Origin of the sequence: Pseudomonas sp. CF161 (genome assembly GCF_000416215.1) — a bacterium.
Taxonomy (GTDB): domain Bacteria; phylum Pseudomonadota; class Gammaproteobacteria; order Pseudomonadales; family Pseudomonadaceae; genus Aquipseudomonas.
The window spans coordinates 148,058-162,701 of sequence record NZ_ATLP01000030.1 but is presented as its reverse complement, the minus strand read 5'-3'; the positions used below and the strand labels follow the sequence as shown (position 1 = coordinate 162,701).

General features: G+C 54.1%; 14 protein-coding genes. 7 read left to right on the top strand and 7 right to left on the bottom strand.

The features are described 5' to 3' along the window. Nucleotides 1–16 precede the first annotated feature (16 nt). The 6 genes from arsB (at nt 17) to CF161_RS01295 (ending at nt 5,143) form a co-directional block, all read left to right on the top strand. The gene (gene arsB, locus CF161_RS01320; RefSeq protein WP_020294738.1) at nt 17–1,078 is read left to right on the top strand and encodes an ACR3 family arsenite efflux transporter; all 1,062 of its coding nucleotides are present in this window, start codon (nt 17–19) and stop codon (nt 1,076–1,078) included. Nucleotides 1,079–1,082: 4 nt separating this feature from the next. Beyond that, nucleotides 1,083–1,799, top strand: a complete 717-nt coding sequence (gene arsH, locus CF161_RS01315; RefSeq protein ID WP_020294737.1) for an arsenical resistance protein ArsH — start codon at nt 1,083–1,085, stop codon at nt 1,797–1,799. Nucleotides 1,800–1,812: 13 nt separating this feature from the next. Beyond that, complete coding sequence (locus CF161_RS01310; protein WP_043228325.1) at nt 1,813–2,319, top strand: cyclin-dependent kinase inhibitor 3 family protein; 507 nt, start codon at nt 1,813–1,815, stop codon at nt 2,317–2,319. A gap of 35 nt (nt 2,320–2,354) precedes the next feature. Beyond that, nucleotides 2,355–3,359, top strand: coding sequence for an ArsJ-associated glyceraldehyde-3-phosphate dehydrogenase (locus tag CF161_RS01305; protein WP_020294735.1), 1,005 nt, complete (start codon nt 2,355–2,357; stop codon nt 3,357–3,359). Nucleotides 3,360–3,371: 12 nt separating this feature from the next. Then, the gene (arsJ, locus tag CF161_RS01300) at nt 3,372–4,607 is read left to right on the top strand and encodes an organoarsenical effux MFS transporter ArsJ (protein WP_020294734.1); all 1,236 of its coding nucleotides are present in this window, start codon (nt 3,372–3,374) and stop codon (nt 4,605–4,607) included. A gap of 74 nt (nt 4,608–4,681) precedes the next feature. Further along, nucleotides 4,682–5,143: a hypothetical protein gene (locus CF161_RS01295; protein WP_020294733.1), complete on the top strand. Its 462-nt coding sequence runs from the start codon at nt 4,682–4,684 to the stop codon at nt 5,141–5,143. Here the strand turns inward: CF161_RS01295 and CF161_RS01290 are convergent. From CF161_RS01290 to CF161_RS01285, 3 genes are all read right to left on the bottom strand, one after another. Next, nucleotides 5,131–6,204, bottom strand: coding sequence for an ArsO family NAD(P)H-dependent flavin-containing monooxygenase (locus CF161_RS01290; RefSeq protein WP_043228323.1), 1,074 nt, complete (start codon nt 6,202–6,204; stop codon nt 5,131–5,133). The two genes, CF161_RS01295 and CF161_RS01290, sit on opposite strands and share 13 nt — an antisense overlap. Before the next feature lie 182 nt (nt 6,205–6,386). Beyond that, entirely contained in the window at nt 6,387–6,551 is a 165-nt protein-coding gene (locus CF161_RS31900; RefSeq protein WP_020294731.1) for an MbcA/ParS/Xre antitoxin family protein, read from the bottom strand. A 165-nt stretch (nt 6,552–6,716) separates the two neighbouring features. Further along, on the bottom strand, nt 6,717–7,811 hold the full coding sequence (locus tag CF161_RS01285; protein ID WP_020294730.1) for a DUF4238 domain-containing protein: 1,095 nt from the start codon (nt 7,809–7,811) through the stop codon (nt 6,717–6,719). Between the two features lie 449 nt (nt 7,812–8,260). Here CF161_RS01285 and CF161_RS01280 point away from each other — a divergent pair, with 449 nt between their 5' ends. Next, nucleotides 8,261–9,490 carry a HEPN-associated N-terminal domain-containing protein gene (locus tag CF161_RS01280; protein ID WP_043228321.1) on the top strand — a complete coding sequence of 410 codons (1,230 nt, stop codon included), beginning with the start codon at nt 8,261–8,263 and terminating at the stop codon, nt 9,488–9,490. A 203-nt stretch (nt 9,491–9,693) separates the two neighbouring features. Here CF161_RS01280 and CF161_RS01275 read toward each other — a convergent pair whose 3' ends face one another. From CF161_RS01275 to CF161_RS01260, 4 genes are all read right to left on the bottom strand, one after another. Further along, nucleotides 9,694–10,359: a histidine phosphatase family protein gene (locus CF161_RS01275; protein WP_020294728.1), complete on the bottom strand. Its 666-nt coding sequence runs from the start codon at nt 10,357–10,359 to the stop codon at nt 9,694–9,696. Between the two features lie 458 nt (nt 10,360–10,817). Next, complete coding sequence (locus CF161_RS01270; protein WP_020294727.1) at nt 10,818–11,846, bottom strand: AAA family ATPase; 1,029 nt, start codon at nt 11,844–11,846, stop codon at nt 10,818–10,820. Beyond that, nucleotides 11,831–13,396, bottom strand: a complete 1,566-nt coding sequence (locus CF161_RS01265; protein ID WP_020294726.1) for an ATP-dependent endonuclease — start codon at nt 13,394–13,396, stop codon at nt 11,831–11,833. The genes CF161_RS01270 and CF161_RS01265 overlap by 16 nt, the downstream gene beginning before the upstream one ends. Before the next feature lie 924 nt (nt 13,397–14,320). Next, a complete protein-coding gene (locus CF161_RS01260; protein ID WP_020294725.1) occupies nt 14,321–14,563 on the bottom strand; it encodes a hypothetical protein in 243 nt (80 codons plus the stop codon). Between the last annotated feature and the right edge of the window lie 81 nt (nt 14,564–14,644).

Below are 14,644 nucleotides of genomic sequence, written 5' to 3'. Positions count from 1 at the left end.
ACTGGAGACCATGACGATGAGTAAAAGCCGTCTTTCTTTTTTGGATCGCTATCTGACGGTCTGGATCTTTCTCGCCATGGCGATTGGTGTCAGCTTGGGCAATCTGTTCGAGGGGCTGCCGGCCTGGCTTAACAGCCTTTCGGTGGGTTCGACCAATATCCCGATTGCCATTGGCCTGATCGTGATGATGTATCCGCCGCTGGCCAAGGTGAAATACGAAGAGCTCCACGAGGTGTTCAAGGACAAGCGCATTCTCGCGCTGTCGCTGATCCAGAACTGGGTGATCGGCCCGGTGCTAATGTTTGTCCTGGCCATCGTGTTCCTTGCCGATCAGCCTGAGTACATGACCGGCCTGATTCTTATCGGTCTGGCACGCTGTATCGCCATGGTGCTGGTGTGGAATCAGATCGCGGGCGGCAATAATCAATACGTCGCCGGGTTGGTAGCCTTCAACAGCATCTTCCAGATCCTGTTCTTCAGTGTGTATGCATGGATCTTCCTTGGTCTGCTGCCGCCACTGTTCGGTCTACAGGGCAGCGTGATTGATACCAACTTTGTCAGCATCGCCGAGTCCGTGCTGATCTATCTGGGCATCCCATTCCTGGCTGGTTTCCTTACGCGCAAGATCCTCATCAGCCGCAAAGGTGAGACTTGGTACCGCCAACGCTTCATTCCGCGCATCAGCCCCCTGACGCTGGTCGCGCTGCTCCTGACCATCGTGGCGATGTTCAGCCTCAAGGGCGACATGGTGTTGCAGCTTCCGCTGGATGTACTGCGTATCGCTATCCCGCTGACTATCTACTTCGTGGTGATGTTCTTCATCAGCTTTTGGATGGGCAAGCTGCTCCGCGCTGACTATCCACGCACTACCGCGCTGGCCTTTACCGCTGCCAGCAACAACTTTGAGCTGGCCATAGCCGTGGCAATCGCGACTTTCGGCCTCGCCTCACCGGTGGCCTTCGCCACGGTGATTGGCCCACTGGTGGAAGTGCCGGTGCTGATCTCCCTGGTTGGCGTGGCCCTCTGGCTGAAACGCCGCTGGTTCGATCAGCCCAAAGGCGCCCTCGCTCAGGAATAAATCTATGACTGAAGAACTGATCCCCAACCTCGATGCCGAACTGGTTGATCTGCCGACACTCGATAAGCTCGGCAGTACGTTGTCGGCTACACACAAGCCACGCATCCTGCTGCTCTACGGCTCGACTCGCGAGCGTTCGTTCAGCCGCCTGCTGACCGAAGAAGCTGCGCGCCTGTTGCAGCACTTCGGCGCAGAAACACGCATCTTCAATCCATCTGAGCTGCCGTTGCCAGACGATGTGCCGGACAGCCATCCCAAAGTGCAAGAGCTACGCGAACTGGTGCTCTGGTCAGAAGGTCAGGTCTGGTGCTCCCCGGAGCGCCACGGCTCGATGAGCGCGGTGTTCAAAGCGCAAATCGACTGGATTCCGTTGACCATGGGCGCGGTGCGCCCAAGCCAGGGTAAGACGCTGGCGGTGATGCAGGTCTGTGGTGGCTCGCAATCCTTCAACGTAGTCAACCAGCTGCGTGTGCTGGGTCGTTGGATGCGTATGTTCACCATTCCCAACCAGTCCTCGGTGCCGAAGGCCTACCTGGAGTTCGATGAAGCCGGGCGGATGAAGCCCTCCGCATTCTACGACCGTGTCGTGGACGTGATGGAAGAGCTGGTGAAATTCACTTTGCTGCTGCGTGAGCGGCAGGACTATCTAGTCGACCGCTATTCCGAACGTAAGGAATCGGCGGAAGAACTCTCCAAACGCGTTAATCAACGCTCTATCTGAAGGACGCCTGATCGTGCACCAACATCCGTACTCCGTGCTCACCACTACAGCTGTGCAAGGCCAACTAATCTTCACGCCTTGCCCAGGCACCAAAGACGCGTCGGTCGCTGAGGCGCTGGACACTTTGAAGGCAGCAGGTGCTTCGGCCTTGCTGACGCTGATGCCCACCGAAGAGTTGAGCCAGAACGAAGTCGGGAATCTGCCAGAGCAATGCCAACAGCACGGCATCGAGTGGTTTCACCTGCCTGTGGAAGACGATCAAGCACCTGCTGAGCCGTTTCAGGCTGCCTGGGAGGCCAATCGTGAGCGGATCAAGCAACTGCTCACCGAAGGCAAGAATATTGCCATTCACTGTAAGGGCGGCTCGGGCCGTACCGGATTGATTGCAGCGCAACTGCTGATCGAATGCGGAGTGCCGTTCCGCGAGGCGGTAAGCGAAGTACAAGCGCTGCGTCCGCGTGCGATTCAGCACCCTGCGCATATCAACTACATCAGTCAATTCGACACCGCCAAGTCGTAATTGCCCCCAGACAGCAGTCCCAAGAGAACAACAGCATGAGCATCAAAGTAGGTATCAACGGTTTCGGTCGCATCGGTCGTCTCGCCCTGCGTGCAGCCTGGGGCTGGCCAGAGTTCGAGTTTGTGCAAATCAACGACACGGCAGGCGATGCAGTAACCCATGCGCACCTGATCAACTTCGACTCTGTGCATGGCCGTTGGCACAACGAAGCCAGCGCCGAAGGCGATCATGTAGTGATTGGCGGCAAGCGCATCAAGGTCACCGCGAACAAAGCGATTGCCGACACCGACTGGTCGAGTTGCGATCTGGTGATCGAGGCCAGCGGCAAGATGAAAACAGTGGCGGTGTTACAGGCCTACCTGGATCAGGGTGTTAAGCGTGTGGTGGTCTGTGCGCCGGTCAAGGAGCAGGGCGCCTTGAACGTGGTGATGGGCGTTAACCAGCACCTGTTCGACCCGGCGCAGCACCGTATTGTCACAGCCGCCTCCTGCACCACCAACTGTCTGGCACCAGTGGTCAAAGTGATCCACGAGAACCTAGGCATCCGCCACGGCTCGATCACCACTATCCACGACCTGACCAATACCCAGAGCATTCTCGATCAACCGCACAAGGATCTGCGCCGCGCTCGCGCTTCAGGCATGAGCCTCATCCCGACCAGCACCGGCTCGGCCACCGCCATTGCGGAAATATTCCCCGAACTGCGTGGCCGCTTGAATGGTCACGCGGTGCGTGTACCGCTGGCCAACGCCTCGCTTACCGATTGTGTGTTCGAAGTGGAGCGTGCCACCTCGGTGGATGAGGTTAATGCGTTGCTCAAGGCGGCGGCAGAAGGCCCGCTGAAAAATATCCTCGGCTATGAAGTACGCCCACTCGTGTCCATCGACTACCGCACCGATCCGCGCTCATCGATCATCGATGCGCTGTCGACAATGGTGATCAATGGCACTCAAGTGAAGATCTATGCCTGGTACGACAACGAATGGGGTTACGCCAACCGCGCTGTTGAGCTGGCCAAACTGGTCGGTTTGGCCGATTAACAGGGAGAGATCATGAACGCGTTGTCAGCCCTTTCACCGCAAGTGCGCCAGTACCTGTTGGTAACCGGCAATTACTGGGCCTTTACCCTCACCGACGGTGCGCTGCGCATGTTGGTGGTGTTGCACTTCCATGCGTTGGGCTACAGCCCGCTGCAGATAGCGTTCCTGTTCCTGTTCTACGAGATCTTCGGGGTCATCACCAATTTGGTCGGTGGCTACCTCGGTGCCCGCCTGGGTCTCAATCGCACCATGAACATTGGCTTGGGACTCCAGGTGGCGGCCTTACTGATGCTGACGGTGCCTGCCGCTTGGCTGACCATTCCCTGGGTGATGGGGGCCCAGGCGCTGTCTGGTATTGCCAAAGACCTCAACAAGATGAGCGCGAAGAGCTCCATCAAGCTGCTGGTGCCCGACAACCAGCAAGGCACCCTTTACCAATGGGTGGCAATTCTCACCGGCTCGAAGAACGCACTCAAAGGCGTGGGTTTCTTCCTGGGCGGTGCGCTGCTGGCATTGCTGGGCTTTACGGTTGCCGTGCTGGCGATGGCCGCAACTCTGGCGCTCATATGGATAGCCAGCCTGTTCCTGCTGAAGAAAGATCTGGGCAAAGCCAAGGCCAAACCGAAGTTTCGCGACATTCTCTCCAAGAGTCGGGCGATCAATATCCTCTCGGCGGCGCGGATGTTCCTCTTTGGTGCCCGCGATGTGTGGTTCGTGGTGGCGTTGCCGGTATACCTGAGCACGGTGTTTGGCTGGGACTTCTGGAAGGTTGGTGGCTTTCTCGCAGCTTGGGTCATTGGCTACGGCATCGTGCAGTCCTTCGCACCCAACATCACCGGGAAGAAGCGTGGGCACATACCGGATGGTCGTGCGGCATTTCTGTGGGCACTTGCGCTGGCAGGGCTGCCTGCGGCAATCGCCCTCGGTCTCTCGGCTGGTTGGTCACCTCACGTTGTACTGCTGGGTGGGTTGATGGTGTTCGGCGCGTTGTTCGCGGTGAACTCTTCTCTGCACAGCTATCTCATCGTCTCGTATGCCAAAGAAGACGGGGTGTCGCTGGACGTGGGTTTCTACTACATGTCCAACGCCCTGGGCCGACTCCTCGGCACCGTGCTGTCCGGCTGGATTTATCAGGGTTACGGATTGGAGACCTGCTTGTGGGTTTCCTCGGTCTTCGTTCTGCTGGCCGCTCTAATTTCCATCGCCTTACCCAGGCATGCCGAGGCGATTTTAAACCGTCAGACATAACGAAGTGACCCTCTTCGCGCTGCGCGCCGTGAGGGAGTTGGCAGAGCCTGAACTACACATGTCGGAGGCACGTCATGAACAAGTTTATCGGCATACCTGCACTGTCTTTTGTGGTGCTTACCGCTGTTGTACTGGCCGCCTGTGATCAAGGCGAGACACAAGCCAAGCGTCCGTCCGGTATGGATAAGACGATTGAAGGGACATGGTTTATAGGTGAGTGGCGCAATAATCGTAGGGATGCTTTGGCGCCACCGGCATTTCGGCTTTCCTCCGACAGTCTGCAATGGGGTGATTGCACGGCAGAGATTGGCAGCCTGATCAGCCGCGACGAGAAGCGAGCATCGCTAGTGGTAAAAGAGGGCAGCACCTGTCCAGCCAACAGCCAAGGACTGCTGAAGGACATCCTCCTTCAGCGAGTAAACGACTGCATGGTCAGTATCCAGCTATACGCTTCAGCGGAAGATATCAAGCAAGGCCCCCCTCAACAGTCAGCGGTATATAACAAGGCCGGCTGCAGTCCGCATCAGGCGGACTGATCGGCGAGAAAGGCCACGATCTCATCGACTGTGCTGCGTGCTGTGCGTGTTACACCGATCAGCGTGGCGGAAGCCGAACCTGTCCATTCGCCGTAACCGACCAGCCACAACCTTGGCTCTTCGGTCGAGTGGGTGCCTTCGACCTCAACGCGGCCCTCGGTGTTGATCACCCCCAGCGTATCCAGATGCTGAAGGGCTGGCCTGAATCCGGTACACCAGATCACTACATCCACGGCATATTCAGATTCATCGTTCCAAATCACGCCATCGCGAGTGAAACGTTCAAATGGACGTACAGACTTGAGGACGTTGCGCTCACGAGCTTCGACAACTGGGGGCACCATGACGATGTCACCCAACCCGCCAACGGGCTGCTCAATGACGCGTCCCTCCTGTTGAGCTTTCCAGCGCTCAGTTGCGCGCTCGAACAGTACCCGACCATCCACTTCATCCGGTAAGAACAACGGTTCAACGGGGGTGACCCAAGTGGTCTCTGCGACCTTAGAGACCTCGGCCAGAATCTGTGCACCTGAATTACCACCACCCACCACCAACACCTTCTTGTCCGCGAACGTTTGGGCGTCGACATAGTGAGCAGAGTGCAACTGCTGACCGTCGAATAACTCTGCATTGGGGTAGTGAGGGATGTATGGATTGCTCCAGGTGCCTGTGGTGCTGACCACAACCTTGGCATCCCAATACTTGTCGTCAGAACGTACTCGTAAGCCAGACTCTGTACGTTCCACAGAAGCGACCCGAACTGGACGCTCAACCGGAAATTGGTAGCGCTGCTCATATTGGTTGAGGTAGTCGACCACATGATTTCGTGAGGGGTAACCTTGCGCGGGCGGCATCATCCAGCCGGGGATCGAACTCCAGGTGGACGGGGAGAATAAACGCAGCGAGTTCCAGCCATGCCGCCAGGCACCACCAGGTTCTTCCTCCGCATCGAGGATAACGAATGAGAGTCGAGTTCGGCGTAGGAAATACGCTACCGCCAAGGCTGACTGGCCCCCACCGATAATGACTACATCTAGCTGGCCACTGGGCGAATGAGTCACAGGGGAAACCTTAGGTTGGTGCTGGGCGGTAGCCAGTATAGCGACACGGGTTTGAATCCAACTGATCTAGCTCATATTTTGAGGATGCTGATCGACATTGATTGAATGCTCCGAATGACGACTTACAGTTGTGGATTCAACCGGTGCGAAAAAATGGGGAGGTAGTAGCAGAAACCATAAGGCTATAGGTGCCAATTCACGGCAACGCACCCAGCTTCACTACTTGAGAACGGTGTCGAAGTCATGCCTTCCAGCGCGGGTTGCGGCTTATTCAGCCAGGCCGCCGCTTTCTCTTTGTCTGCAAACACCTGCTCGGCTTGCAACTGAATCAGCTCAACATAGTTCACGATTCTGGTTCCTGTGAAATAACTTTCCTAGTGAGCGACTGGATAAGGACGCGCCCAAAGAGCTATTCACGTACCTGAGCAACGCCCACGACTGAGTCGGCGTTTCTTCCTTTGCCCTCCCTGTGTCTTTGGCCGGGGAGAGCGGCTTTGTTGCCAGGCCTGTCATTACCCATAAGCCGCAACCTTGTAGAACGGAATGTTGCTTCTACCCTCGGTGTGGACGTTTCTCAAATACCCGGCCCCCGTGCCATTGAAATAGGCAACACCCTTGTTCTTTCGGAGCAGGAAGCTTGGCCACGCAGTCGGGCGAGGGTGAATAGTCTGGGAATGCATGATGCCGTCGGCATAATCTCTGAACTCTGCCTTCGGAACGACCCTGTACCTTTTGTGACTGTCCGTCTGCTCACCATCGAACACTGCGAAGTTTACGAGGTGTCTGACGGAGGGGCGCTGGTGCTCAAACTTGGTAACAAATTCGTGCAGTGCTTCAGAGTAGGACTCGTCCCCCAAAAAAAGATTTGCTCGGCAATGGAACAGCTGAAATTGATTCAATATCTCCACATCGGAAGGCTTACGAACTGTCATCCATCCAGCCTCGTTTGCAATGCTATAGATGTCAGGGTCGTAGCATAGGCAGTAAATTTTAGGGGACAGGGGGAGCAGCAGCAGAGCCCCGGCGGCCCGCATTCCAAACGAACGACCACGAGTCCTTTTGTCTTCGAGATGCCATCGATTCGTGAGGATTGCAGGGTCATCTGAGGTGATGAAAGGAATGTCTGTTGCGTTCTTGATCAGGCACACCTTCAGGTCGGAGAGCATCCACATCGAATCGGCGAAGATCCCCATCGCGAGTTGGACAGCCTCCTTGATATTTATGGCAAAGCTCGGGTCGGGTCGCACCACCTCGAACGTGTCGTCTGACATTTCTACGGCACGTTTACATGCAGCCTCGGTTCGCAAATTTTGAAGCATCCAGAATATTCTGAGCACATCATGGTGCCCCTGATTCAAGCGACAGCCTGGTGTCAAAACATCTCGCAGGACGGCCCCATAGGTACTCTCGGTGTATTGGATAGCTGACTCGAGCTCCGCGTCCTGTCCGTAAAAGTAGTCGCGAGAGCACTGGTTTTTTACCGGTGCCCCTGGGATAAATCGATGTCTATCAATGTTGTACAGATTGATCGCTGCGTTCTCGCCGTTGACCGTGAACGGTCTCAGATAGCAGCGAGGTACGAAGTGCTGATTCTTGTTAGAGGCCATCTGGATTCCTGCCAGGATGAGAAAAAACGAATGGTTTCAAAGAAAGCTGATCGATGAGATTGAGGCGGGGTGGATGGTTCCTAGCCGACCTCTGCCGATCATTACCAGCAGCAGGTTAGAGCAGACAGCGTGTGCCTCAGCTCTAAGCTTGTATACGTCATACCTTGCCCCACGGCCTACGTCGACCAGATCTACGACACGATATCTCTTGCTATCACCGCCCAACCGGGTGGTCTCAATCCGCCTTAAGTCGTGGGCCCATGGTGAGTCCTCTGCTTAATAATACGGCCCTAGAAGGCTGGCAACACGGCATCATTTAAATTCTAACGTAGCGAGAAGATGCGACAATTTATGACGCCGGGTTCGGATTATCACCCTCGGAACCACATTAGGGGTTGAGGCTTCGCCAAGCCGTCCTATTACGATCAATACAGTGCGAGGCTACCGAGATGGGTGGAGTCAAAAGGATGTGGGAAGAGGACATGGGGCGTGGTTATTCGAGCGTTGAGGACACCTATGTCTGCGCGAGATGCATTCAAGACCAGGGCCTGAAAAAATTCATAAGGAGGGATCGTAGTCCCGGTACCTGCTCCTACTGCCATAAGTCAGTCAAGGTATCCGCCATGGATAGCGTGATAGAGCACGTGGTGAACAGCTTGTGCTTGGAGTGGGGTGATCCAGCCAATGAAGGCCTCCCTTATGAGCCCCGTGAAGGTGGGTGGCAGGGCGATGTTTATAACATTTGGGAGTTGCTTGACGATGTAGGCCCAGACTGCCCTGAAGAAATTCTAGATACCATTGCCGGGGCAATTCATGACACGGGATGGTGCGAGAGAGATCCGTATTCTCTCCCTGTTGACAAGATATTGGTTTACGGTTGGCAGAGTTTCAGTAGATTCATCATTCACACCGCACGGTTCGTATTCTATAAGGCGGTCAACCCTGCATACGATGGTGACCAGCATGACGAGATGAACCCGGTCGACATCCTGGAAACATTGGGCCGCGTTGTGAGAGATCTAGGTCTTATCGATACGGTTCCGGCTGGGGAAAAAATTTATCGAGTTCGGATTGTCAATCAGGATGAGGTCAAAACGCAGGCAAAGGATCTAGGCCCGCCTCCTGCAGAACGAGCAAATATGCCTAATAGGATGAGTCCAGTTGGCATTCCGATGTTCTATGGCGCATTCGATCTAAATACGGCCATTCGTGAAACTTACGAACCTAGCGGTGCAGAGGGGAAGAAAGCTGCCTCGGGTGAATTCACTGCTGTTAGAAATCTGAGAGTGGTGGATCTTTCGAAGTCGTTTTTTATACCCAGTCTTTTCGATCCGGAGCTTCAGAATCTGCGGAACTATTACCGGTTCATGAGTAACTTTATCAGCGACTTCACCAAGCCCATTGAGCGTAGCGAAAGGGCACACGCCGATTATGTGCCGACTCAGGTGGTGACCGAGTATTTTCGACATGTGTACCGGACGGACGATGGGGCTCAAATAGACGGGATCATCTATCCCAGCTCAAAAACAGGGCAGAAGGCGATCGTTATTTTCGCTGATTCGGCAGCCTGCATTAATGCTGGCGAGACGCCGGGGAATGGGACACTTCTGAGGTTGGACAAGGCGGTCGATGTCAGTTTGGAAACGCGTGTAGCTTTCGATGACGACGAGATATTCTGACCGCCGTCGATGCCTCGCTTCCAGGCGCATTCTCTTGCTCTTACAAGGCTATAGCCCAATACGCTATGCATAGCCAGCTTTCTGCGTGCCAAGGTTTATCCTTGGCCCGTACTTCCGCTTGTTTGGTCGGGTACCCCATTACGCACTGCTGAATACTAGGCTGCTAGCTCAAGCGCGGTAACTGATAGCCATAGGCGAGAGCGCTATCTCGTGCAGAACTCGTCGATAAATCTCACTTGGCCAGATGGATCGAGTTGGTATTCGACTGTCCATCCGCCGTCGTCAAACACAAGCTGGTAACTCCAGCAGTTTCTCAGCGGTTCCCGAACATCGATGGCCCGAAACTCACGCATCAGCTCGTGTGAGCTAGTGTGATCTCCATGCTTGATCAGCCAAGCAGCAGCTCTGATGAATTGCCCATGACTGAAGACCAGGATGTCCTGAGCATCGTGATCCGCAAGTTTGGCCAACATCGCATCTGCGCGTCCGAGTAGATGATCGAACGACTCAGCACCAGGCCCATCAGTCATCGTCGCGTCACCGCTCTCCCAGTAACTTTCCGCATGTGGTTTTCGGTCGGCCTGGGTGCTGCCGGAAAATCGGATTGGGTTCAAATAAGTGAATTCCTCGACGGCCCACAGCTCGAATGGCACCTCGGGGTAGCGCCGTGCGGTCGGTAATGCCGTGGCCTCTGCGCGCACAAACGGCGAAGAGACGATCAGGTCTGGTATTGAGGTAAGCGATTGAGCAAGTGCCTTGGCTTGGCGCTGGCCTGTCTCCGTCAACGGTATGGAATCGGGGGCGGTCGTGGCCAGACCGACGTTCGCGGCGCTCTCGGCGTGCCTGACCAACCTGACCTGCTTCGACATTTACTTTCTACCTTAAAAAAATGAATGTGTGGCCGGCTGGATCGTCTCGTGGATCTCATCGGCCACGGAGTAATGGAGGAGGTGCCAGCCGCGAGGTGTCGGAGTGATGAAGCGAGATATCTCTGAAGATGAGAACGAAAAATCATTCCCCAGTCCCAATGATTTTTTGGCTGACGGGTCAGCGGAATTGCATTGCTCGCATACAACGGTTGGAGCGAATCGCGGTGTGTAGCGTGGGTTGCTGAAAAGTCTCACTCCAAACGCATCCATCCCGTGATCATGATGCTCATGGACGCCAGCGGCCCATCCCATATGCCTGTTTGGTCGGTTAGCTGTGTCCGCCTTCAGCGTTATGGGTCGGCACGTCACATCCTGTCTCCTTGGTCGAATACCGGAGGAGGGGCCTGCTTCAGCCCGTTTTGAATGCTTTCCAGGCGCTATTTAGCTCAAACGTGCTGCTAATGCTTGTAGGCTTTAAAGAATTTTTCATGAACGAGGTACAGGTTTCCCCGTGCTCGAGAGCAAGCTACGTATAGCTTATTTTTTGTCTGTGGTTTCACCTCGTGCAGCTTGCCATTTTGGTAATGGTTCCAGTGCGTTGTGCCCATCACGATGCAGACGTCATTGTAGTGATCCAGCCCCTTACTGGCTCCCCAGTTTTTGGAATGGCAGCCGTACTGATGATGAGTTTGATAGAACAATTTCACGATGTTCGGATCAGCATGGAGCTGGTCGGCGACGGCTTGAGTCTCAACGTTGATGATTTCTGTATGACGATCAGCTTGGGCATGAATATCGATATTCAGGTTTGCCCGGATAAAGTCACAGACCGTGGTGCCGCATCTCCAGCTTTTACCGAGCGAGGTTTTGTCTACCGTGAATCCAGCGGCCTGGAACCTTTTCTCATACTTCACGATGTCATCGTGCAGTGAACAATTTATGTTGCCGTCCCTACTGGTGTCGAAGGTGTGCTGATAGAAGTCTCCGACCAACAGCATTTCAACGTTGGCCTTGGACAGCGCGATCAACAGGTTGAAGTCATTGCCAGCAAAGTCCTGTACTTCGTCCACAAACATGTTGTCGTAAAACCGCTCCAGCCGAGCGATCACATCAGGGTGTGCGTTTGTTTGCTCCAAAAGCTTCGCGAGCCGATTGTAATAGAGCTTCCCACTCCTGTGCCGGTAGTGCGCGAGCTTGTCACGAGCTCTGGGCGCTGAGTCTGGGGGCTGTTTGAAGTACAGACCATTGGTGCTCAGCTTCGACTGAAGAAGTGGCCTGTAACAAAATCCGTGCAGGAACGCGAAGTAGGTCAGTACGGTGATGTTGCGCGGCATGTAGCCGAATTTTTTGATCACCTTGTTGCGTAGGTGCTCGTAGTTATTTTCGGTGTAGGTGACGATCAGGGCCCGCTTGTCGAGAGAAAGCCTGCTGATCACCTCGGTCGTTTTTCCTGAGCCTGCTACCGCAAAGATCACTCTCTTATCCATTCGATCGCCTCCTTTATGTACTTAGGAGCAACCAGTTCTGCGGATTTTTTCTGCAGGAGCTCAAAAGCCACGTCCGCCTTGTTCTTCAGCATGTACTCCTGGACGGTCAGTTTCTTGCGCCCCCCGGCGAAAAGGTCGTCGCAAGCAGCTTGGTTATCCTGGTAAAGGCCAATCTCAAAGGTGGATCGGGCATTGTCCGGGTCGGCGAATATCTTTGCCTTGTCGGAGGTATGTTCTTTGTAGTTTTCAACGCAGTTTTGCTGGTAGTCGTGATCGTTATCTCGGATCGCAGCTACCTTGATGTTGAGCAGTTTTGCGAGCTCTAGGTAGCGTTTGAAGCTGGTGCCACCGATCGAGATGATATGAACCTGATCCGCTTGCGGCGTGTTTCCACCGGAGACCTTCTTGTACAGCTCCTCAATGAGGATGTACTCAGCATCGCCTTCAACCAGGATGACTTTCTTGGAGAGGGCGAATTCCAGCACGTTGTTGTCTGGTGCCTTCATGAAGAAGCCAGCTGTCTTTTCTGATAGTGCCTTCAGTTTGCCGGCGTTTTGGTTTGTGCCAAGCAGCAGAGCGTGTCGGAGGTCGAGGCGGGAGCAGATGTGACTGCTGTGAGTAGCGATGAAAAGCTGGGTATCTGCGGTACTCGCCAGGCGCTCAACCAGTCGTTTCATATTGGTGTGGCTGAGGTGGTTTTCCGGTTCCTCTAGCAATAAGGCTTGCAGGCCGCCCTGGGCCTCATGTTTGCCAAGTGCGAACTCGGTCTTGATGAAGCATTGCTCGCCCTTACCTCGGTTCTCGATCGGGATACCTTCTTTAGTGATGACTAAGTCGGTCTCAAGGTTGGATCGAATGCTGGTTCTCAATCCGAATTCGTAGGGCGGGAGCTTCTTGTTCAGCTCCGCGAGTTGATCCTCACGGAACACCTCTTTGCCCCTTCGATAGAGGTTCTCCAGCCGGTACCTCTCGCCTACCTCTGCATGGAAGCCGAACACAGTCCTCGTGTACTCCCTGGCCGCGTACTCACCATCGATACGAGAGCTGTCCAAGTGGAGATGTTTCACCGGGCGCCTGTAACTTGTGAGCGGTGCCCCGGAAAAAGTGAAGAAGGTTACAGCGTAATATTCGTATGGAAAATTCTGTGGATCGTCCGCAAGCACCTGCAGGATGGCGGGGTGATACTCGTCCACAGGCGCGATTTTCATCCGCAAGCCATCTGTCGATGTGTCGGTGAGATTCTGTGCACCGTAGAGGTACTCTTCATCACCTTCTTGCAGAAACACGTCCACGATCACCTTCGGTAGATTGTCTATACCTCTAGGGCCATTCAGAAACGCACGGACAGCCTCTCGGTTGATTAGCGCTTCAAAGCCTATGGTTTCGATTCGGCTTCGGCTGGCACTCATAGCTAAATCGAGGGCAATCAGCACTGTGCTCTTACCTGTCTCGTTGTCCCCGATCAGCACGTTGGTTCCTGAATCGAAATCCAGGGTCAGCGAGCCGAACTGCTTAAAGTTTTGGAGCATGAGTTTTGTAATGACTGGCATCTTAAATCCTTAGATTGGTGCTTCCGTAAGCTGTGCAATTTGATGCTCTGGCATTGTCCAGGCTGTCGCTCTTCTGAAAGGGGACGTTGCGGTGAGATCTGCTCCTTGAGGTAACGCACAGGTGGAGGTGCAGGGCCAAACGGTACCGTCTGTACCCAACAAAGCGGCAACATGATGATAGCCAATTGATACCGAATTATTCAGGAATAGGCGAGGGACTTTTCGCATGCTCCGTCATCCAGGGATGCTCAGGAAGGGGAGAGCGCAGTCGTTGGGATGGAGCGCTGTCTGCTGAGACGAAGGGGGGCGGACAACATCAGGCATATCTTGTGTAACCTGACTCAGTTGACTAGGCCCTTGTCCAGCTACGGCTAATGCCCTTCAAGTGGGGGGCGATCTGGATACCGCCTTAACCCATGCCGCTTGCGCACTCCTGTAAATTTTTCAGGCTGTATTGGCTTGCTGTCGGCCCGTTTCGGTGGTCTTTCAACCGCTACTGAAAAAAAGTGTAAAAATAATTTCGTCGGCCCCTTGAAAAGAAAAAAAGAAAACGGAGCTGTTATGTTTGAAAACAAAAAAAAGCAAAGCTCTCCAATACCCTGCCATTTATGGAATTTCCCTGGCTTTAGGGCAATCGATTCGATTGCTTCGATGTTGCTTTTACTTTTGTGAGAATTTCAGGACAAATAACAACGATACACAGGGCAGCAGTCTAGACTTGCACAGCTCTGCTGGGCTGGGCTGGGGAGGTCGCTTCTTTGCGACGCAGTCGCGGCTATCTCGCTTTTTCGCGACGAATGTCGCGGCTATCTTTTGATTACAAAGCAACCCGGATTGGTTTAAAAAAATTTCGTATGAATTGGCTTTTGGCGCCAAATTAAAAGATGGGGCATCAATCGAAGTGCCGTTGACACATTCGGCGGCTCACAGCCCAAGATCCTGCTCTAGCCTCATTCCCTTCATCAGATTTTCATCTGCGAACATCTCAAGAGCTATTTTTTTTACTTTGTTTGCAATGTCGACTACCGGGGTTCCATTTGCGATTGCTTCCTGCTGTGTAGTTGTGGCCCGTTCGACGACTCGAAGATAGATGTGTTGACCATGTTTTTCGATTGCCTGGTGAAAAGGGCTTTCTGATACGAGGTTAGATTCGATTTCCTCGGTCATTGTGAGTCTACTCCTTTCGATGATGAGCAAAGTCTGAACGGAGGGATCTACTTCAAGGCCCTGACCTTTGCAGTCGTTGCA

What these genes read in the sequence shown, in the direction of transcription:
- arsB (WP_020294738.1), top strand. Translation starts at nt 17, where the DNA reads ATGAGTAAAAGCCGTCTTTCTTTTTTGGATCGCTATCTGACGGTCTGG.
- arsH (WP_020294737.1), top strand. Translation starts at nt 1,083, where the DNA reads ATGACTGAAGAACTGATCCCCAACCTCGATGCCGAACTGGTTGATCTG.
- CF161_RS01305 (WP_020294735.1), top strand. Translation starts at nt 2,355, where the DNA reads ATGAGCATCAAAGTAGGTATCAACGGTTTCGGTCGCATCGGTCGTCTC.
- arsJ (WP_020294734.1), top strand. Translation starts at nt 3,372, where the DNA reads ATGAACGCGTTGTCAGCCCTTTCACCGCAAGTGCGCCAGTACCTGTTG.
- CF161_RS01295 (WP_020294733.1), top strand. Translation starts at nt 4,682, where the DNA reads ATGAACAAGTTTATCGGCATACCTGCACTGTCTTTTGTGGTGCTTACC.
- CF161_RS01285 (WP_020294730.1), bottom strand. Translation starts at nt 7,811, where the DNA reads ATGGCCTCTAACAAGAATCAGCACTTCGTACCTCGCTGCTATCTGAGA.
- CF161_RS01280 (WP_043228321.1), top strand. Translation starts at nt 8,261, where the DNA reads ATGGGTGGAGTCAAAAGGATGTGGGAAGAGGACATGGGGCGTGGTTAT.
- CF161_RS01275 (WP_020294728.1), bottom strand. Translation starts at nt 10,359, where the DNA reads ATGTCGAAGCAGGTCAGGTTGGTCAGGCACGCCGAGAGCGCCGCGAAC.
- CF161_RS01270 (WP_020294727.1), bottom strand. Translation starts at nt 11,846, where the DNA reads ATGGATAAGAGAGTGATCTTTGCGGTAGCAGGCTCAGGAAAAACGACC.
- CF161_RS01265 (WP_020294726.1), bottom strand. Translation starts at nt 13,396, where the DNA reads ATGCCAGTCATTACAAAACTCATGCTCCAAAACTTTAAGCAGTTCGGC.
- CF161_RS01260 (WP_020294725.1), bottom strand. Translation starts at nt 14,563, where the DNA reads ATGACCGAGGAAATCGAATCTAACCTCGTATCAGAAAGCCCTTTTCAC.